Origin of the sequence: Pseudoalteromonas byunsanensis, from assembly GCF_001854475.1 — a bacterium.
Lineage (GTDB): Bacteria > Pseudomonadota > Gammaproteobacteria > Enterobacterales > Alteromonadaceae > Pseudoalteromonas > Pseudoalteromonas byunsanensis.
Genome location: NZ_MNAN01000030.1, coordinates 166,099 through 184,416, shown reverse-complemented (window position 1 = coordinate 184,416; position 18,318 = coordinate 166,099). Strand labels below are relative to the sequence as shown.

Sequence of the window (18,318 nt, the reverse complement as noted above, 5' to 3'; positions counted from 1 at the left end):
ATGGACGGATTGTTGAATCTGTGGCAAGCCACAGGACTTGCTAACTTTACTCTGCCAGCACTGGCCATGATGGCGGTTGGGTGTGGTTTATTGTATCTGGCTATTGCGCGAGGGTTTGAACCACTGTTGTTGGTGCCAATTGGATTTGGCGCGATTTTAACTAATATTCCAGTTGCGGGTCTGGCTGAGCCAGGTGGATTGCTTTATTACGTCTATTACATTGGTATAGATAGTGGCGTCTTTCCGTTACTGATTTTTATGGGAGTCGGTGCATTAACTGATTTTAGTGCATTGATAGCCAACCCCAGAATGTTGTTGCTGGGAGCCGCTGCGCAGTTTGGTATCTTTGCAACCCTGTTTGGGGCAATTGCATTAAACTTTGTGCCTGGGTTTGAGTTCACACTCAAAGATGCTTCCGCTATCGCCATCATCGGTGGTGCAGATGGCCCAACGGCTATCTTTTTGGCCTCAAAACTAGCACCAGAGTTATTAGGTGCGATAGCCGTGGCAGCTTATTCATATATGGCGTTGGTGCCTATTATTCAGCCGCCAATTATGCGTGCCTTGACCTCTGAGGCAGAGCGTAATATTGAGATGCCACAATTGAGACCGGTATCAAAGAAAGAGAAAATTTTATTTCCGTTACTGGTGTTGAGCTTAACCATTGTGTTCTTACCAGCGGCAACGCCATTAGTGGGCATGTTTTGTTTAGGTAATTTGATGCGTGAATGTGGTGTAGTAGATAGATTAAGTAATACTGCGCAAAACGAGCTTATCAACATCACCACTATCTTCTTAGGGTTAGCGGTTGGGTCTAAGTTGGCCGCAGATCAGTTTTTAACGGTTGAGACGATAGGAATTTTGGTGTTGGGAGCGCTGGCATTTTCAATCGGAACGGCTTCTGGTGTGTTTATGGCAAAAGCGATGAATCGAATGTCGAGCAACCCAATCAACCCTTTAGTGGGAGCCGCAGGTGTATCAGCTGTGCCGATGGCTGCAAGGGTTGTTAATAAAGTAGGCCTTGAAGCAAACCCACATAACTTTTTGCTTATGCACGCAATGGGACCAAATGTTGCGGGTGTATTAGGCAGCGCTGTAGCGGCGGGTATTTTATTGGCGTTAGTAGGCTAGACCTAACAAATCAGTTCACTTCCAACCGACTGCGCAGTGAAAGCTGCGCTTTTTTTGTTGTGATGGTTCGTGTTATAACAAGGAAACGTTCGCTTTAAGTCGTTAAACTATGAATATCATCGTTATTTTAGTGTCTTTAGTGGTTGCCTTGCTGATACTAGTGCCATTATTAGAGCGCTATCAAGATAAACTCGGATTGAACAAAATGCAGCGCTATAGCAAATATGTATTGCCGCTGATTATGGTGTCACTTGTTATTAAGCTTTTATATATGCTGTGGTATGAAGGTTAATAAAGGTAAAAAGCAACAGTTATTGTAAAAAGAGGCGTTGAGCGCCTCTTTTTTATTTCCCCGTTACTGCTCGGTTATTCATCGTTAGGTGCAGGGGTTTGCAGATATTTTTGGATAAACTCAGTAGCTTGAGTGTAAGCTTGCTCTAGCTTGTCGCGATACTCAATGAGGGTATCGGACTCTAACTGCTGTGCTTTACATTGCGCTTCGAACTCAGTGGCGATTTCGGCTACTTTTTGTGCGCCTATGGTATTTGAAATCGACTTGAGCTGATGACAAGACTCCACTATTGTATCTTGTTCCATTGAGATCACCGCCCCATATATTTCTCGCGTCAGATGGTTACTTTGCTCTAAATACATCTTAAAGAAGCGACGTTGTTTTGCCTCATCGTGGTTTACGTATTTACTGAGTGTTTCTAAATTAATTGGATCGGTATTAGTACTAAGTTCCAAGTCGTCTGTTGGCTCACTTGTGTGCTTGTGCTCAGCAGTAGTGTCAGCATGTGCTTTCTTGTTTGCGATGCTATCCAAATATTTGTGCAAAGTAGCTTCTAGCACATTGAGTTCAACTGGCTTGGTGATGTAATCGTTCATACCCGCGCTTAAGCATCGCTCACGTTCGCCTTTTAATGCGTTTGCGGTAACAGCAATGATGTATGGCTGGGCGTTAATGTCTTCACTTTTCTCGGCTAAGTCTCGGATCTCTTTTACCATGTCATAACCAGACATTCTGGGCATATGCAAATCGGTCAGGATGATAGGGTAGGTGCCGTTTTTCCAGATCTCTAGCCCTTGCTCGCCATTCTCTGCCACTTCAACGCCATAGCCTAACAAATGTAGTTGGTCTGTCAGTACTTGTTGATTCAGTATGTTATCTTCTACTAACAGCACCAGTCTGTCTTCGAGTTTGGCTTGCTCAACGCTAAGGTAGTTGTTGAGTGTACGAGTTGGCTTGAGTTGTTTTGGTTGATGTAACCCAGCAGCAACAAGCACAGCGGTCATAAAACTAGTCTTACACAGTGGTGCAGCATTGAGGTAAAAAATGTTTTTATGATTGATGGCAGCCTCATCCATGGTGCTTAACACGATGACTTGCTGATTGCTATTTTCAAGAGAATAAAGCAATGAACGAATTTGGTCGTTAACATTCGCCATGCTTTCTAGTCCATCTAATACCCAAATAATGGCTTGCTTATGTTGATATTCGTCTGCGTCATTAAACGAAGCATATGTGCTCGCTTTCGCCCCCATAAACGATAGATAGCGTTGTAGTACCTTTTGGCGCTCACTGTTGGCGGTGATCATAATCACTTCTTTTTGATTCAGTACGCCTTTGTTTGCGTATTCAACCTTACCTTCGGTGCTAAATGGTAACTCAACGACAAATTCACTGCCCATGCCGATGTCACTGGAAACATGAATTGAACCAAGCATTAACTCAATTAAGCTTTTACAAATAGATAGGCCCAAGCCTGTGCCACCAAATTCTCTGGTAATACTGCCTTCGGCTTGAATAAATGGGTTGAAGATCTCTCTCAGTTGGGTCTGATCCATACCTTTACCGTTGTCACTGACGGTGAAACGCAAGGTGTAATGTTCAGAGGTATTCTGTGCCACCTCAGCGGTAATTCTAACAAACCCTTGTCTATCCTCATCGGTAGTGGTGAACTTTATGGCATTGCTGCACAGGTTATAGAGCACTTGGCGCACTCGTACGGTATCGCCAACTAAGTTGTTAGGAATATCTGGGGCGATGGCTAATTGCAGGTCAAGCTTTCGTTTTTTAGCAACGGATGATAGCACTCGCGCGACTTCTTCAATGGTCTCAGCCACTGAAAATGTTCGACTGTCTATTTGTAATTTTCCAGCTTCGATTTTTGAAAAATCCAGAATATCATCCAATATGCCTAGCAAAGAAAATGCTGAATCACGAATGATGGTGCTTAATCTGTGCTGCGCACCGTCTAACTCTGTTTGTCTTAGTAAATCAATGGTGCCAATTACCCCATTCATTGGGGTTCTGATCTCATGACTCATGGTTGCCAAAAAGGTGGTTTTAGCTTCGCTCGCGCGCTCTGCATTAAGAGTCGCTTTTTCAAGCGCCAATGTACGGGCCTGTACCTCTGTTTCTAAGCTAGTTTGTAATTGCTTAAGTTCTTTATGTACTTCTTGGTCACTATCAATCACAGACTGCATTTGATCGAGCAATTGATTAATGAGGCCCGCAATGTGGTTAAGGCCAAAGCCAAGTTGCGACGTGATGTGAGAGTGGTAATCTTGCTGGTCTATAATGCTTTGTAGTTCTTCTTGTAATTGCTGATTTTGCTTTATAAGGTCATTCCCCACCCGACGGTTACACCACCAAGCCATAAATAACGCGAATAAACCCGCAAGGGCGAAAAGCGCATAGCTTAGCCAAACCATCGACGAAACCTGAGGACCTTGATAGCGCAAGATGAGTTCGCCCACTAATTGCCCATCAACATGCAAAGGCTGATGTGTCACTATGATGTTGTTATCTTGGCGAGTATGCAGTGTTGATAGCGCATCGGGAACATTTTCTGATGACTGATAAATAATTTCGCTCTTGCTAGCACCAGTATAACTATATAAGTAGTACTGAATGTCATCTGTTGCATACTCAAGGCTTGCTAGCATCTTTTTAGCATCGTTAAAGCCTGACTTGACCATTAGGCTTGCCAATGGCGTAGATAGCTTAGTTGCTTGAATATCTAGCTGAGGTGCTTTTTGGGTTGAGGGTATAAAAAAGCTAGCAGTGGCACAAATAGCACCTGTTATTAATGCCGTGATGATAATTAACGGCATCAGGCTTGATATTTTTATTTGCGAAGCGTTTTGCATTATTGAAGTGTTCCAGTCTTTGCTATTCCTAGTTGAATAGACTTAAAGCATACTACTAATTCAATCCTAACACTGTATATCTACAATTTCTCTACGTTTTTAGCAGCTAACGTTGATAGCATCGTTTCAATATAGACAAGATTGATTCTTTAATTATTGACCAAAGCTTAGGCAAATGAGTGTTATTTTGCTCATCCTGTCTGAAAACTGTTCAAACGCACACTGGTTTTAAAAAAAGGGTTGACTTAAAAGGGCAAAACCCTTTTAATACGCCGCACGCCCAGATAGCTAAGCAGTAGAGCTGTTAGGGATAGTATTGAAAATCCTTGTTGGTTTTTAATGCGAAATAAGGTTTGCCCAGATAGCTCAGTCGGTAGAGCAGAGGATTGAAAATCCTCGTGTCGGTGGTTCGATTCCGCCTCTGGGCACCATTTTTCGGTGCGCCGACTTAGCTCAGTTGGTAGAGCAACTGACTTGTAATCAGTAGGTCATCCGTTCGACTCGGATAGTCGGCACCATTTCCTCGCTAGGAATAAAAAGATAAGCAAAAATTTATCTAGATGGTTCAATTAGTTGAACGGTTTAGTGTAGTATTGAGAATTCTATATGGATTTTCTTTTGAAAAATATTTTGCCCAGATAGCTCAGTAAGTAGAGCTGTTCGGAATAGTATTGAAAATCCTTGTTAGATTTTCTCTTAAAAGTATTTTGCCCAGATAGCTCAGTCGGTAGAGCAGAGGATTGAAAATCCTCGTGTCGGTGGTTCGATTCCGCCTCTGGGCACCATTATTTAGTGTGCCGACTTAGCTCAGTTGGTAGAGCAACTGACTTGTAATCAGTAGGTCATCCGTTCGACTCGGATAGTCGGCACCATTTATTTTCGGCGAAAGCCACAAAACTTGGACATAAAACTCTTTTAAGAGAGTCGCATGGAAAAGTTGTTATTTATGCCCAGATAGCTCAGTCGGTAGAGCAGAGGATTGAAAATCCTCGTGTCGGTGGTTCGATTCCGCCTCTGGGCACCATCCCCTCTCGCTTAGCGCGCATTTTAGAAATACCGTTTCCTACAAAAACACCCATTTCCTACAAAATCTATAACTTCGTCGTGTAAAACAGAAGAGATTTAGCCATTCCGCTACACTCTGCCCAATAGACATTAAGAAACTCCTATCAACTTGCCAGCGATGCATGAATAAGCAAAGCTACGTATACTTTGAAAGTCCCCCCAGTAATGCATAGCTCATAACCATCGATTTTTAATGCTAATCACAGGATATAAGTACTCATAGCCATAGTTACGGCTCTATTCTTTGCTCTTTAGACTTGGTTCGCCAGTTTTCATTTTTGTCCATTATAAAATTTTCCATCTCGAAAACATGAACTGTACTCTCCTATTCCAGAGCACCCCCATAAACTGACTCGTTGGTATGAAGAGCAGCGGATGTTCGCAAATGACCATTTTATTTCTCATATTATTTGAACTAGTATGTTTTTTATTTTTCTTAAGTGAAATCGCATTTGCTTAGCTTTGAGCACAAGGTATGTGACCTAGCAGGGCCTCGCTAATGAACCGTTATATTTTACGTGGATTAAAAAGTATATTTTATGACTACGAACTATAAATTTAAAAGGTTGAATGCTGGCCGGGAGTATATTGCAGATAATTTTCAAGCACCGCTCAGCCTGTGTGACATAGCAAAGAATTCATATATGTCCCCTTATCATTTCTTGCGTGTTTTCAAGCACACTTATGGAGAAACACCCAACGAATTCTTGATTCGGCTTAGAGTAGAACAAGCTAAGAAAATGCTTATTACGGAACAATTTAGTGTCTCAGAAGTTTGCGAGAAAGTGGGTTACACAAGTCTTGGCAGCTTTTCTTCATTGTTTCTAAAACGAGTTGGTATGGCACCTAGTTCATATCGCCGTAAGCTTTGGGCTTTGTCTACTGAAGCATACTGTTTTCCTGCGCAGGCTATACCGGCATGTTATGCCTACCATTTTTTGGGTAAATTGGCGAAATGAGCAATATTGGAGAAATATCATTTTGATTTTTTCTATAAAATAAAGATGAATTAACAAAAGGAATTATATAAATGATCACATCCATAGCACACACAACAATATATGTACTTAATCAGGACGAAGCTCTTGATTTTTACAAAAATAAGCTCGGCTTTGAGGTCGGTGATGATATGAAAGTGGAGGGCGGTTTTAGATGGCTTACAGTATATCCGAAATCTAAGCCCCAACTTCAGCTGGTATTGGCAGAGCCAAAAGAGGGACCAATGTTCAGCAAAGACTCTGCCGAAAAAATACGATGTTTAATCGAAGAAGGGGCATTTGGTGCGGGTGTTTTTGAAACTGAAAACTGCCAAAAAACGTACGAAGAGCTTGTCGCCAAAGGCGTGGAATTTATCCAGCCGCCTACAGAGCAACTTTATGGTATCGAAGCTATGGCCATAGACAACTCTGGGAACTGGTTTAGTTTGGTTCAACGCTAAAATACAACAAGTAAAGCCTGTAGGACGCCGCAGCGGTGGTGCTGCTTTGAGCGTTATCAATGCCGTCATTGACTGTGAGTTAAACCGATGGACGCAATACATAGCAGACGGCTAGGTTCTTGGCTTTAAGTCCGGTGGCGCGACTGTGCCACTTAACTGACCGACCGTGTTACACGGTTAAAGAGCTAAAGGCGCCATCTAACAATCTGACCGGCTGCGTTAACTTACCTCCGAAGCACAGCATTCAAGCTTGCAAACCTAGCATTGTGGACTCTGTCAATATCGTTATTGGTTGGCACCCATGTACGCATTAGAAACCCATATAAAATTAACTCAAGAATTTGGCTCAACTCAGAAAATCTAACTTTTATAGAAGGAAAAATTTACGACAAAACCTTCACAACAAAGTTGATAACTTTGCGTTAATTCCAACAAGCGGGTTATCAAATGAAAAAAGTTGTAATGCTAATAGCAACAGTGCTTGTATTAACTGGCTGCCAACAAAGTCACTTAGATATATTTCCTGACCTTTCAGACGAACAGTTAATGGTGCAAAAGCTCTCGGTAGAACAAATGCACACCGATATTGATGCTTTACTTGAGGGGGCACTAAAGCGTCGCCCAGATATTGAAGAATATGCGAGTCTGGTTGCACTCAGAGCAAAAGTTGAGCAGCTTAAAGCGGGCATTAAGAAACCACTTAATCGCGTTGAGTTTTATCGTGTGGTCGGTAAGTTAACGCCCTACTTTCAAGATGGTCACTCATTTTTGATCTGGCCTTATCAAGAGCTAAATGAAGTGCGAGAAGTGGGACATAAGACGTTTCCGTTTGCTGTCAGTGTTAATGGTAGGGGCAAGTTGCAGATGAAATGCGGCTTATCACGATATAGAGGCTATTTCTGCTGATGTCGCTAAATTTATTGGGGTTGAGTTAGAAAAAGAAGAACCTTCGAAATAGTGCGGATAAAAAACCATCGTTGGTGGGAGTAGTGTTTATTTAAAAGATGTTTGTAATAAGTCGTCGCACACAAATAATCGCGTGTAACATGCTCCGCGCGCTGATGACTCCCCTATATATGCCTGCTTCTTACACATATTCCCCCCTTTATCTGAGAACTTATTCACAGTTCAAAAAATTAGAGTTATACCGATTTTATACAGGGTTCCTGAACATGTCAGATAACATTATTAATCACCATTTTGCTTTAAAATGACACACTGTAATTTTTGGCTGTTTTAGTTAGCTGTTTACAAAGGTAAATATTGATGGAATTATAAATGTAAGTAATACAAGCTGTTTTAGAGCATTATAAACCACCAAAATTGAGTAGAATAAACGCTATTCAGTTCTGGGGTAAGGAGTAAGCATGAAGTTTGAAGAAGCTCAAAAAGATATGAATTTCTCATATTTTGGAGGTGGAACAGGTGTTTTAGTTTCTGGCTTAGTGTGGTGTATTGCGGGTTTTGTTGCGCTATTTTACTCGAACCTGTCAAGTATGCTGACCTTGTTCTTTGGTGGTATGTTTATACACCCGCTGGCTATGTTGTTATCAAAAGTACTTAAACGTCCTGGAAATCATGATCCTAAAAATCCTTTAGGTAAACTTGCATTAGAAAGCACTATTATTTTGTTTGTCGGTTTGTTCTTAGCTTTCTATGTGGCAAAGCTGCATGTAGAGTGGTTTTACCCAATAATGCTCATGGCTATAGGTGTCCGTTACTTAATTTTTAACACTTTATATGGCTCAAGAATCTACTGGGTTTTAGGTGCGGTGCTTATGCTATCAGGTATGTTTTGTGTCATATTTGGTGCAAACTTTTTAACTGGTGCTTTTATTGGTGGTTTAACAGAAATTATATTTTCTTTAGTTATTCTAAATAAATCAAAAGGTGTGGTTTTAAATACCGCATAACTAGCTAGTTAATATGAACAAGAAACAGTTGGATGTTTTCGTGTCTCAACATTTTAGCTAACAATTTTTTGCCCATTATTGGGCGCTATGAACAATCTGAATCGAAGCAGCTATGAATATTAAAGTGGAACTTAATGGCGAGATTGACGACGCCGAAATTGTAGCGTTATACCGAGCTAACGAGTGGTCATCGGCAGAAAAGCCTGAACAGCTTTTGCCTGCTCTGCGTAACTCCCATACTCTAGTTACAGCTCGTTTAGATGGAAAATTAGTAGGTGTGGGGAACGCTATATCTGATGGTCATCTCGTCGTATATTACCCTCATATGCTTGTTCACCCCTCTTACCATGGTAATGGCATAGGGCGTAAAATGATGGTGGCAATGCAGTCTGTTTACAGTGGTTTTCATCAACAAATGCTTAGCGCTGACACAGGAGCCATTGAGTTTTATAAAGCGCTAGGCTTTGAACGAGCAGGTAAAACAGAGCCTATGTGGATATATTCAGGCAACGAGCATTAGGCACATAGTAAGCGTATTGAATTAACCTCTAGCTCTTTATTGGCTCTTTATTGGCTTTGTGTTTGACGTTATGAGAACGCCGAGTTAGTACCCTTACTGCTTGCAAATTAGGCTGGTTAAACTAAAGGCTCCAGCCAATAAACCCGCCTGTAAAACACCGCGTTTAATCTTGCAAATCTATAATGTAAGCAGCGCCTGAGGCATTGCCGTTGTCGTCGCGATGTGGAGCTCCGATGATTGCGCTTTGTTTTGTTAGGGCAAGGTTCCAACCAAATCTGTCTTCTGGCGCGCCATCATTGGCGAGGATTTTGGAAGTATATCGCCATAGCCCCTGCTGCTTTTTAAACACGTACAGTGCACCAGCGTTATCAGCCTTGGCATCGTGGTGCATGGCGCTGATGAGGGCGGTGTCTTGGTATAGCGCCACGCCACGGGCGAATCGGTCGTCGGCTTTACCATCCGGGGCAATTAACTTTTGCGTCTGAGACCACTTGCCTTTTGCACGCTCAAAGATATAGGCAGACCCCGCATCTGTGCCAATGCCCTCTATATCATCTCTTCTGGCAGAAATGAGTGCGGTGTCACCAAATAGCGCCACTCTTACACCAAAAATATCTGTGTTGGCACCATCACTTGCCATCAGCTTTGCTTGTTGATGCCATTGTTTGCCGTCAAACTCATAGGCATAAACGGCACCCGCTTTTTCAGCGCGTTCATCATTTAAGTCAGCGCCAACTAGAATCGTATTGTTGTCAATCGCTACGCTGATCCCAAACAAATCGCCAGTCGCGCCATCTTGTGCAATGAGTTTGCTATGAAACTGCCATGAATTTTTGTCTCGCATGTAAACGTAGGCTGATCCTGAGTCTTCATGTGGGGCATCACTACGAGGCGCACCAACAACAAGAAAGCGCTCTGTCAACGCGATGCTTTGACCAAATGCGTCGCCCGTTTTGCCATCTATGGCGGTTAAAATCTGTCTTTGGGGCCATGAGTCTGCTTTTCTCTCAAAAGTAAACACGGCACCTGAGTCTTCTCCTTTATCATCTCTTCTGCTTGCTCCTAACGCGGCCAAGTGGTTTTTGAGTGCTACTTTGCCGCCAAGGGTATCTCCAGCATGAGCGGGCTGCGCGGTTAACCTGGCTTGTTGTTGCCACCCTTTAGCGCTAAGAGTGTAAACGTAGGCAGCCCCGGAGTCCTTGATGTTGTTAGCATCAGCGTTTAGGGCTCCCACTAAGGCGGTTGTGCCATCTATCGCAACACTATAACCAAATTGGTCTTCGGCTTGACCATTGTCGGGCAACAACTTTTGCGAAACCGCATAACTTTGACAAGTTACTAATAAGGTAAAACAGGGTAAGCATTTAAAAATAAAGCCAGATTTCATTATTACTTCCATGTGTTGGATTAAGGTAAAAGTTCACTGTATGTAACTCGTATCAGCATAACAAGGGATAATCGGCGAAGTGAAATACGTCGCAGATTTACACACAGTGGGTCACTACAGTAAATACGGATTTAGTAGCCCGCTAACTCGGCATAACCTATGCCATTAAAGCCACCGCTTGCTCTCACTCGGCCTTCCCAGTAGGGTATCGACAACTTGTTAAGAGAATTTTTAGTGATGGATTCAATCAGCACCGCTGAGGAATTCGGTAATTCAACCTTCCACTGACTTGGGTACTTTTTGCCATCGATAGTGATATGTTGTAACGCATGTAAACGAATGTCTTGCTTTGGAATTAGCGTCGCTTGACCCTGTTCGTCAATGCGTGTGCCGCTACAGTAATCATAGTTTTGTTGTGCATCGCGAATACAAAACAGCATTAAGCCCTGTTTTGGGTTGTCATCGCTGACTAGGCTAAACCAGTCCCAACCAAGTTGGCTTTTATCCAGTAAGCTTGCCGACCATTCTCTGTCATACCAAGCATTACCAGATACTTGGTACTTTTTGCCATTAAAAGTTAGAGTGCCGTGTGATTCTAAAAATGGGTAGCTGAAATAGTAAGACGCGTGGCCGCTTTGTGTTTTTTGACTGTAGCCGTTTTCACCATGCAAAGTGAGAGGACTATTATTGAGCGAAACATCAATAGCATAGTCACCTTGGCTTGCTTTCATGTTCAGCGGTAAAAAGCTTTGCTGTGTGCTTTTTAGCGACCAGTTATCTAAATGGGCAACAAATGGGCTTGCGGTGACGCCCGCTTGTCCTGCGCGAGCAAATCGTTCAAAGGCAACATGTGATTGCTGATGTTGTAGGGCAAAATGGGCAAAATAAAGTTGGTTGTCCCACCATGTTGACTCAAATGGCAAAGGTAGCTGTGTTCTAAATAAAGTCCATTGCACACCAAAGGTTTCGCCTGTTTCTGCGCTTAGGTTTGCTGTGACATACCACCACTCGATGCCTTGCTTCAAGTGTGGGCCATGATCTTGTGGAAAAATCACGCCTCGATTTTTGTCTACCGGCTCACCACTGGCGGTTTGCAGAGCTTGGCTATGCTGAGCTTGTGGCGCTGGTTCGCAGCCCAATAGCAATAAAATTGAAAGCAGTAAAAAGGCATACTTTGTCATTGGTTAACTTCCTTTTGCGTGCAAGTCGGTGGTGAGTTTTTTTACAGGCAGATAGGCGCAAAGCACCGCTGCAAGCAGTAACAACAAACATGTGTTCAACAGGGCTGGCAAGTCTAAGTAAAAGTGAATTGTCCAACCAAATGCGATAGGCATGACAAACTTTAATAAAGCAAATCCCAAGGCGAAGCCCAGTGGAATCGCAAACAAACAGGTAAATCCAACCAACAAGGTAGTTTGCACAAGCTTTAGTTTTTGTAACTGAGAGGCATCCACTCCGAGGCTATTTAAAACGGCTAATTGTTTTGCGTGTTGGGCGCTCAAGCTTAGCAGACTGATACAAAGGCTAACTAATGCGATGGCGAGAATAAATCCATTTAAAACCTTTGTAACCTTAAAAGTATCGTTAAACAGCCCATTAGCAATGGCTTTGAATCGTTTGTTCTCGGTGATATAGGCACTATCAATCTGGTATTGGTTTAACAGATGCTCGATGAGTTGCTCCGTTGTTATATGCTCATTCATGATGAGTGACAAGCCATATACCTGCCAATGTAACGGGCTTGCTTTGATGCTTTGCTCTTGGGTGATAAGAGCCAAAGAGGTATTGCCATAATCGTAGGTAAACGCAGCAATTCGACATTCAAAGGTATGTTGATTTTGTTTAAATACAACCGTATCACCTAGTTGGAAATGATATTTTATGGTGGCTTGTTCGTTAGCAATACAACCATTGTTGGCAAAGTGGGAGGCATTGACAGCCTCACCTGAGGTTAGGTTGATGTGGGCAAATGCTTGGTGTCCTTGCCCATAACTGGCAAGCTTTGCAGGCACTTTATTGATGTAGCCATTGCTTGCCATATAAATGCCAACACGTTTTATATGGGAGTCTGCGCTCAGACGTGCTCGAAGCTGTGGTTCATACTTGTCGACATGAACATACACATCCGCACTTAGTTGTTTTTCTAGATGTGCATTGAGCGTGTTGCTAAAGCTTTTAACCATGATCTGCATGCCAATCGCGCTGCCAAGTGCCACTAAAATTGCTACGATAGCAATCGTTAACTCCTTTAGCTGGAATTTGCTATCAGCATATAGCCACTGCCATAAAGGGGCGGAGAATGGGTTTTTCACACGAAGCAAACTTTGTAAGCATCTAGGGGTGATAAGCACAAACAGCAATAGAATAAAAAAGCACAGAAGTAGGGCATCAAATTCTGATTGGGCGTTAAAGTACAAGTAACCAAGTGCAGCAATAACAACCCCTAAGGCAGAATAAAACAGGGTGTTCCCTTTGTTTTGTACAGCGCTTTTTTGTGTTAGTAGCATCAGAGTAAGGGTGGCGATATTAACCACAAATCCCAGCACTAAGGTTTGCCATTGCCATTCTATTGTCAGTGCTTGTTCTAGTTTATAAAGCCCCATGAGGGTGCGGTTTACATCAAGCACTAGGGCATTGGCGATAATAAACCCCGTGATGCTGCCTAGTAGAGCGGTCAAAAAGCTCATTAAGGTAAACTCTATCACGATGGCTGAGCGAATGGCCTTTGGTGAGCACCCCAAAATATTAAACTGACTCAGTAGTTTTCTTCGCCCAGCAATAGAGAGCTTGATGGCATTAAAACTTAAAAAAGCGGCGACAATGTAACCAAGCAAGGCAAGTGCTGCGAGGTTAAAAAAGAACGCCTCAGAGAGGGCGTCAAAGTCTTGCTCTTGTGCGGCAACAAGCCTTGCCTCATTCGACAAAATGGCCTCGACTTGTGGGATTTGCTCAGCGGTTAAACCGACAAATTCAATAAAGCTGAGTTGGCCCTTGGCTTCAAGCAACATATCTGCATAAGCGAGGTCGGTGATAGACCACATGCCAATGCCATCAATCACGCTAAAACGGGGTGTATACGGACTATTTGCAAGCTGGAGTGTGTTGCGATCGGAAGCAAGTTTGAGTTTTGCTGCGTTTTTACTGTCTATCAAAATGGAATCAAACGTAAATCTTGTACTGTCATGGCTGCCTGGTTGTTGTGCGCTGGTGGGCGCGGGCTTTGTCATCCAAATAAGGCTATCTACGCCTTGTAGATAAAGTGTTTTACCCGAAGCCAACTTTAGCTTTGCGCGTAAAACCGGTTGTGCGTTGGTAAAGCCATGTTTGCGTAACTTTAACCATAATTTCCCATCAACGTAGTTTTGGCCAATGGGCGGCTTTACAATATGACTGACGGCAGTATCAATGAGTGCTGAAGATTTCTGATGGCGGTCTTTCGCTTCTTGGTTGAGTCCTGCAATGGCGCTAAGTAAGGCGCTTCCCAAACTTAGGCCAACAATAAATAACAGTAGTAACCATGGGTGGTGTTTTAAATATGCAATGTGCGTATTTAAAATGAGCTTAATTTCAGTCATTGAACTGCCCATTAGCAAGCACTTTAACGCTATCAAAATATTGGGTTAACTGCTGAGAGTGCGTCACCATCACCAAATTGATTTGTCTGGCCTTACATAAGGTTGTCAGCATTTCGACAACTTGATGAGAGCGAGCCTGATCGAGGTTGCCGGTTGGTTCATCGGCTAAGATCAACTTAGGTTGGTTAAGTAACGCCCTTGCAATACCAACACGTTGTTGTTCACCACCAGAGAGCTGGCTAGGGAGTTTATTGAGCTTGTCGCTCAACCCTAATTGCTCAACTAAAGAGTCTAGCGCATCGGGGGACTGATTTGGAAAGTTGAGCTTGTGTTGAAATAAGATATTTTGCTTAACAGTAAGGCAGTCAAGTAGCTGATAGTGTTGAAAAATAAGGCCTATTTTACGTCGAAAATGCGCAAGTTGTTGAGCGTCATAGGAAGAAATAAGTGCGTCATCTATTTTAATTTGACCACTATCAGGGCTGAGTAATCCAGCCAACAAGTGTAGTAGCGTGGTTTTTCCTGAGCCACTGTCGCCAAGCAAAGCAACTTGCTCTTGTGCTGCTATGTTAAAACTAAAGCCATCAAATAGGGTTTGAACTTGGTCGCCATCTTGACGGCTAAAGCATAAGTCGGTCACGCTAATCACTGTAATTCCTTGTTGCCCAGTGGTTTTAGCTAGATTACAGAAATAGCGCTGTGAAAAAAAGACAAACATGTAACAAGGAATGTTCAGTAACTGTGCTCATTAATCCCAAAAATTGGCACGCAACACCTCTATGCGAATATGGGTTTAATAAGTGAGTTGGGCAGATGCAAGCGAGCTTGTACTTAAGAAATAATAAATAAGAACTCTGATTCATGAACTTACATTTTTTTAAGTGATAGCTTACGACGAGTCACTTTTTTGATCCTGCTCACTGATTTCACATTTATGAAAATAATCTGACTTTTTACCCTTGAGGTTTTCGCAAATGGCCTCAATACTGTAATTGAGGTAAACAAGAAAAGGATAAATGTATGAAGATAAATCTATCGGGCCACCATGTGGATGTTACAGATGCAGTAAGAGCTCACGTTCAAGAAAAGTTTGCCAAAACAGCTAATCATTTTCCGTCGTTATTATCGTTAGATATCATTATAAGTAATGAGAACAAAAAGTTTTACACGGAAATATCGACTACGTATTCTGGCGTGCGTATTGCCGTTAAGGGGGAAGGGGACGTAATGTATCCAGCAATTGCGAACGCCGCTAAAAAATTAGATGCCTCACTAAAACATAGAAAAGGGCAACTTAAAGCGAATTTGCACAATAAACCGGTGAGTACAACGCCGGAAATCGCACACGAAATTATTCAAGAAATGGATTTACGTTAAGGTAATAGTGCCTAACGTGATATCAGCAAAGGGGGCCTTAACAGGCCCTTTTTTTATGTTAGACTGAGCAACAATCTTGCCCCTTATAAAGTAGTTTAAATGACCGATTATCAAGCTGTTTTAGATACCACGCTTTCGCATATTCAACCCTTGTTACTCTCAGGTAAAGTGGCAGATTACATACCGGCTTTGGCAGAGCAAAAGCTCGGTCAATTCGCGATGGCATTACATACGATTGACGGAAAAACCTATACGGTGGGGGATTGTCAGGCGCGCTTTACGGTGCAATCGGTATCGAAAGTCATGACTCTAACCATGGCGCTGCAGCGTTATGAGGATGAACTTTGGCAACGAGTCGGCAAAGAACCTTCGGGTACAGCCTTTAACTCTTTAACACAGCTTGAATTTGAAAATGGCATTCCTCGTAACCCATTTATAAATGCAGGGGCGATTGTAACCTGTGATGCGCTGTTCTCTCGTTTAGGCGCCCCTATTTACACCATGCTCGAACAGTACCGCCGTCAGTCTGGTAACGACAAGGTGGTGATCAACAAAAAGGTGGCACAGTCTGAGTTTGAACATCGTTTTCGAAATGCAGCTATGGCGTATTTAATGAAATCATTTGGTAACTTTACCAATGAGGTTGAAGAGGTACTGTGGTGTTACTTCAATTACTGTGCAATAGAAATAAACTGTGCTGAGCTGGCGCGCACTTTTTCATATCTATCCAATCAAGGGTATTGCGCGCAAAGCCAACAACAATTACTCAGTGCAAAACAAACCAAGCAGTTAAATTCATTATTGTTCACTAGTGGGCTCTACGATGCCGCAGGAGATTTTGCTTATCGCGTCGGAATGCCTGGCAAGTCAGGGGTATCAGGTACGATTATCGCCGTCGTGCCAGGAAAGTTTACGGTGGCAGTTTGGTCACCTGGGCTGGATAAGTTTGGTAACTCCGTTGCGGGTATCGCGGCGTTGGAATGCCTATCAGAACAACTCAATACTGCAATTTTTTAAACAAAAAGCTAAGCTGAAAATAGTAAACTCACTTTAAAGACTTAGTTTTTTAATCATACCCGTGCCTTACCAGACTTCTCACTAATCTGGGCATCTTTGCGTCTTATTATGAAGCATTACATCTTAGCATGACATTTCAAAGACCATGTTATTCCTGTGCGTGTAAGCTGCTGTAATTCCCCATTATTCATATTGTTGGCACAATGGCGTTTAGTTTGCTTTTAAAGTTTGAATTAAACAGCTATCAGAATCAAAAAGTTAATATCCGTACATTAAAGTATTTATCGTGAATTTTGACTAGAAGAACTTTGTTTATGGATTATTTGCTACGGGCTGTAAGAGTGAGAATAAGTAATTAAAGCAACCTGCTATTGAGGTCAAAAAATTTAGTACTTCTTCAACGATTGACTAGACTGAATTATTAAGTAGCAATGAATATCGACTGAATCTTGCAGTGGAACGTTTTAGTCAAGGACCCTTGGAGCTAGGTAGCATTAATGGAAAAACCACAATTTGGAAAGGCGTCAGCGCTTGGATACGCAGAACCTCACATTGATGAGTTGCTAAAGCATTCAATTCGCACCCAACTTGAATCCTTATTAAAGTCAAAAGTTACTACAGAACAACGAGTTAAACTCTTACAAAAAAGTTTTGTAGAGGCGATGACTTTGGCATTGAGTGACACAAAAGTAGCACATCAACAGTTAGTCAAAGCATTTGAAAGCATGTACGACCAAGCCGTGCAGTCGATGGCGTTGGCAGACTTGAGTCAGGAAGTCCTTACCCGTCAATATATATCAGCAACTGGCTTGGTTATGTCTGTGCACAATTGTAAGCACACCATCAAAGATGTATATCGCATTAAGGGATATGCGCGCGGTATTGACCAAGCCATTCGTGGCAAATTAAAAAATAACTCGACAATCACCATTTTATACCCTGCTTGTGGCCCTTTTGCGCCGCTGCTGTTACCACTGTTGAGTTACTACAAAAATTCGCAAACCTTTGACTCAGAGCAGATCAAGGTGATTTTAGTTGATGTACAACCGGGCGCAGTGATGACCCTAAAACAGTTGATAACAGACTTACAGCTGGATGATTACATATTACAAATAGCAGAAGCGGACGCGACCCAGTTCACACCTGATGTTGCAATAGACCTACTCGTACTCGAAGCGATGCAGCATGGCTTTACCAAAGAAGGGCAACTGAGTATTGCTAAGCACTTAGTTCAATTTCTCAATATTGATGGCTGGATGATCCCACAGAGCGTGTCTATCAGAGGCATGATGGTGATTGGTGAAACAGAGTTTAATCAGCAATGGAAGCAGGCTGAATATAGTCACTCATTGAATGTCAGCGGTGAGGCGCAGCAAGATCGTGTAGAACTTGGCGAAATTCTCACTATTAACAAGTCAACCTTATTAGAAATGCAGGAGCTGGAGCTACAAGATGGCATTAAAGTGATACCAGCCAGTCAAATTACGCTTCCCAATGATGTTGATGATATGAACGAGCGGATCTTAGCGATTTACGCGCATATTGATACGTTTGCACAAGAGGGCGTTGGCCAGTATGACTCTGGCATCACACACCCCAAGCCAGATACAAGCTTTTATGTTGACGGTAAACCAAGGGATATTGAGCACAATCACTTTGTGGCAAACAGTGGCGATACCGTACAGTTTTACTACCAATTAACAGGTTTGCCGGGTTTTGTACCGGTCAAGGTGTAAGGA

15 protein-coding genes and 5 tRNA genes are annotated in these 18,318 nt (G+C 42.5%); 15 read left to right on the top strand and 5 right to left on the bottom strand.

Going from position 1 to position 18,318, the window contains the following annotated elements; genetic code table 11:
• Entirely contained in the window at positions 1–1,131 is a 1,131-nt protein-coding gene (locus tag BIW53_RS10360) for a sodium ion-translocating decarboxylase subunit beta (protein WP_070991799.1), read from the top strand.
• 109 nt (positions 1,132–1,240) lie between these two features.
• Positions 1,241–1,423: a hypothetical protein gene (locus BIW53_RS10355; protein ID WP_070991798.1), complete on the top strand. Its 183-nt coding sequence runs from the start codon at positions 1,241–1,243 to the stop codon at positions 1,421–1,423.
• A 74-nt stretch (positions 1,424–1,497) separates the two neighbouring features.
• Here the strand turns inward: BIW53_RS10355 and BIW53_RS10350 are convergent, their stop codons facing one another.
• The gene (locus BIW53_RS10350) at positions 1,498–4,287 is read right to left on the bottom strand and encodes an ATP-binding protein (protein ID WP_070991797.1); all 2,790 of its coding nucleotides are present in this window, start codon (positions 4,285–4,287) and stop codon (positions 1,498–1,500) included.
• Between the two features lie 355 nt (positions 4,288–4,642).
• Here BIW53_RS10350 and BIW53_RS10345 point away from each other — a divergent pair.
• From BIW53_RS10345 to BIW53_RS10300, 10 genes are all read left to right on the top strand, one after another.
• Positions 4,643–4,718 (top strand) — tRNA-Phe (locus BIW53_RS10345).
• An 11-nt stretch (positions 4,719–4,729) separates the two neighbouring features.
• Positions 4,730–4,805: transfer RNA gene (locus BIW53_RS10340), tRNA-Thr, on the top strand.
• Between the two features lie 191 nt (positions 4,806–4,996).
• Positions 4,997–5,072: transfer RNA gene (locus tag BIW53_RS10335), tRNA-Phe, on the top strand.
• A gap of 11 nt (positions 5,073–5,083) precedes the next feature.
• A tRNA-Thr gene (locus BIW53_RS10330) sits at positions 5,084–5,159 on the top strand.
• A 76-nt stretch (positions 5,160–5,235) separates the two neighbouring features.
• Positions 5,236–5,311, top strand: a tRNA-Phe gene (locus BIW53_RS10325).
• Positions 5,312–5,891: 580 nt separating this feature from the next.
• Positions 5,892–6,311 (top strand): helix-turn-helix domain-containing protein, encoded by a 420-nt coding sequence (locus BIW53_RS10320; RefSeq protein WP_070991796.1) that lies wholly within the window; start codon positions 5,892–5,894, stop codon positions 6,309–6,311.
• A 71-nt stretch (positions 6,312–6,382) separates the two neighbouring features.
• Positions 6,383–6,790 (top strand): VOC family protein, encoded by a 408-nt coding sequence (locus BIW53_RS10315; protein ID WP_070991795.1) that lies wholly within the window; start codon positions 6,383–6,385, stop codon positions 6,788–6,790.
• Between the two features lie 447 nt (positions 6,791–7,237).
• Entirely contained in the window at positions 7,238–7,696 is a 459-nt protein-coding gene (locus BIW53_RS10310) for a hypothetical protein (RefSeq protein ID WP_070991794.1), read from the top strand.
• Between the two features lie 461 nt (positions 7,697–8,157).
• Positions 8,158–8,703, top strand: a complete 546-nt coding sequence (locus tag BIW53_RS10305) for a DUF7010 family protein (RefSeq protein WP_070991793.1) — start codon at positions 8,158–8,160, stop codon at positions 8,701–8,703.
• A gap of 112 nt (positions 8,704–8,815) precedes the next feature.
• Positions 8,816–9,223 (top strand): GNAT family N-acetyltransferase, encoded by a 408-nt coding sequence (locus BIW53_RS10300; RefSeq protein WP_070991792.1) that lies wholly within the window; start codon positions 8,816–8,818, stop codon positions 9,221–9,223.
• A gap of 163 nt (positions 9,224–9,386) precedes the next feature.
• Here the strand turns inward: BIW53_RS10300 and BIW53_RS10295 are convergent, their stop codons facing one another.
• The 4 genes from BIW53_RS10295 to BIW53_RS10280 all read right to left on the bottom strand — a co-directional run bounded on the left by BIW53_RS10295 (position 9,387) and on the right by BIW53_RS10280 (position 14,834).
• On the bottom strand, positions 9,387–10,610 hold the full coding sequence (locus BIW53_RS10295) for an FG-GAP repeat protein (RefSeq protein ID WP_070991791.1): 1,224 nt from the start codon (positions 10,608–10,610) through the stop codon (positions 9,387–9,389).
• A gap of 131 nt (positions 10,611–10,741) precedes the next feature.
• Complete coding sequence (locus tag BIW53_RS10290) at positions 10,742–11,791, bottom strand: lipocalin-like domain-containing protein (RefSeq protein WP_070991790.1); 1,050 nt, start codon at positions 11,789–11,791, stop codon at positions 10,742–10,744.
• A 3-nt stretch (positions 11,792–11,794) separates the two neighbouring features.
• A complete protein-coding gene (locus BIW53_RS10285) occupies positions 11,795–14,185 on the bottom strand; it encodes an FtsX-like permease family protein (protein WP_070991826.1) in 2,391 nt (796 codons plus the stop codon).
• Positions 14,178–14,834, bottom strand: a complete 657-nt coding sequence (locus tag BIW53_RS10280) for an ABC transporter ATP-binding protein (protein WP_070991825.1) — start codon at positions 14,832–14,834, stop codon at positions 14,178–14,180. Before BIW53_RS10280 ends, BIW53_RS10285 begins: the two co-directional genes overlap by 8 nt.
• 371 nt (positions 14,835–15,205) lie before the next feature.
• Between BIW53_RS10280 and hpf the strand changes: the two genes are divergently transcribed.
• From hpf to BIW53_RS10265, 3 genes are all read left to right on the top strand, one after another.
• Positions 15,206–15,562: a ribosome hibernation-promoting factor, HPF/YfiA family gene (hpf, locus tag BIW53_RS10275; protein WP_070991789.1), complete on the top strand. Its 357-nt coding sequence runs from the start codon at positions 15,206–15,208 to the stop codon at positions 15,560–15,562.
• A 99-nt stretch (positions 15,563–15,661) separates the two neighbouring features.
• The gene (gene glsB, locus BIW53_RS10270; protein ID WP_070991788.1) at positions 15,662–16,579 is read left to right on the top strand and encodes a glutaminase B; all 918 of its coding nucleotides are present in this window, start codon (positions 15,662–15,664) and stop codon (positions 16,577–16,579) included.
• 497 nt (positions 16,580–17,076) lie between these two features.
• Positions 17,077–18,315 carry an SAM-dependent methyltransferase gene (locus tag BIW53_RS10265; protein WP_070991787.1) on the top strand — a complete coding sequence of 413 codons (1,239 nt, stop codon included), beginning with the start codon at positions 17,077–17,079 and terminating at the stop codon, positions 18,313–18,315.
• Positions 18,316–18,318 lie beyond the last annotated feature (3 nt).

Excerpts from the sequence above, each read along its gene's own strand:
- BIW53_RS10360 (WP_070991799.1), top strand. The coding sequence starts at position 1 with ATGGACGGATTGTTGAATCTGTGGCAAGCCACAGGACTTGCTAACTTT.
- BIW53_RS10355 (WP_070991798.1), top strand. The coding sequence starts at position 1,241 with ATGAATATCATCGTTATTTTAGTGTCTTTAGTGGTTGCCTTGCTGATA.
- BIW53_RS10350 (WP_070991797.1), bottom strand. The coding sequence starts at position 4,287 with ATGCAAAACGCTTCGCAAATAAAAATATCAAGCCTGATGCCGTTAATT.
- BIW53_RS10320 (WP_070991796.1), top strand. The coding sequence starts at position 5,892 with ATGACTACGAACTATAAATTTAAAAGGTTGAATGCTGGCCGGGAGTAT.
- BIW53_RS10315 (WP_070991795.1), top strand. The coding sequence starts at position 6,383 with ATGATCACATCCATAGCACACACAACAATATATGTACTTAATCAGGAC.
- BIW53_RS10310 (WP_070991794.1), top strand. The coding sequence starts at position 7,238 with ATGAAAAAAGTTGTAATGCTAATAGCAACAGTGCTTGTATTAACTGGC.
- BIW53_RS10305 (WP_070991793.1), top strand. The coding sequence starts at position 8,158 with ATGAAGTTTGAAGAAGCTCAAAAAGATATGAATTTCTCATATTTTGGA.
- BIW53_RS10300 (WP_070991792.1), top strand. The coding sequence starts at position 8,816 with ATGAATATTAAAGTGGAACTTAATGGCGAGATTGACGACGCCGAAATT.
- BIW53_RS10295 (WP_070991791.1), bottom strand. The coding sequence starts at position 10,610 with ATGAAATCTGGCTTTATTTTTAAATGCTTACCCTGTTTTACCTTATTA.
- BIW53_RS10290 (WP_070991790.1), bottom strand. The coding sequence starts at position 11,791 with ATGACAAAGTATGCCTTTTTACTGCTTTCAATTTTATTGCTATTGGGC.
- BIW53_RS10285 (WP_070991826.1), bottom strand. The coding sequence starts at position 14,185 with ATGACTGAAATTAAGCTCATTTTAAATACGCACATTGCATATTTAAAA.
- hpf (WP_070991789.1), top strand. The coding sequence starts at position 15,206 with ATGAAGATAAATCTATCGGGCCACCATGTGGATGTTACAGATGCAGTA.
- glsB (WP_070991788.1), top strand. The coding sequence starts at position 15,662 with ATGACCGATTATCAAGCTGTTTTAGATACCACGCTTTCGCATATTCAA.
- BIW53_RS10265 (WP_070991787.1), top strand. The coding sequence starts at position 17,077 with ATGGAAAAACCACAATTTGGAAAGGCGTCAGCGCTTGGATACGCAGAA.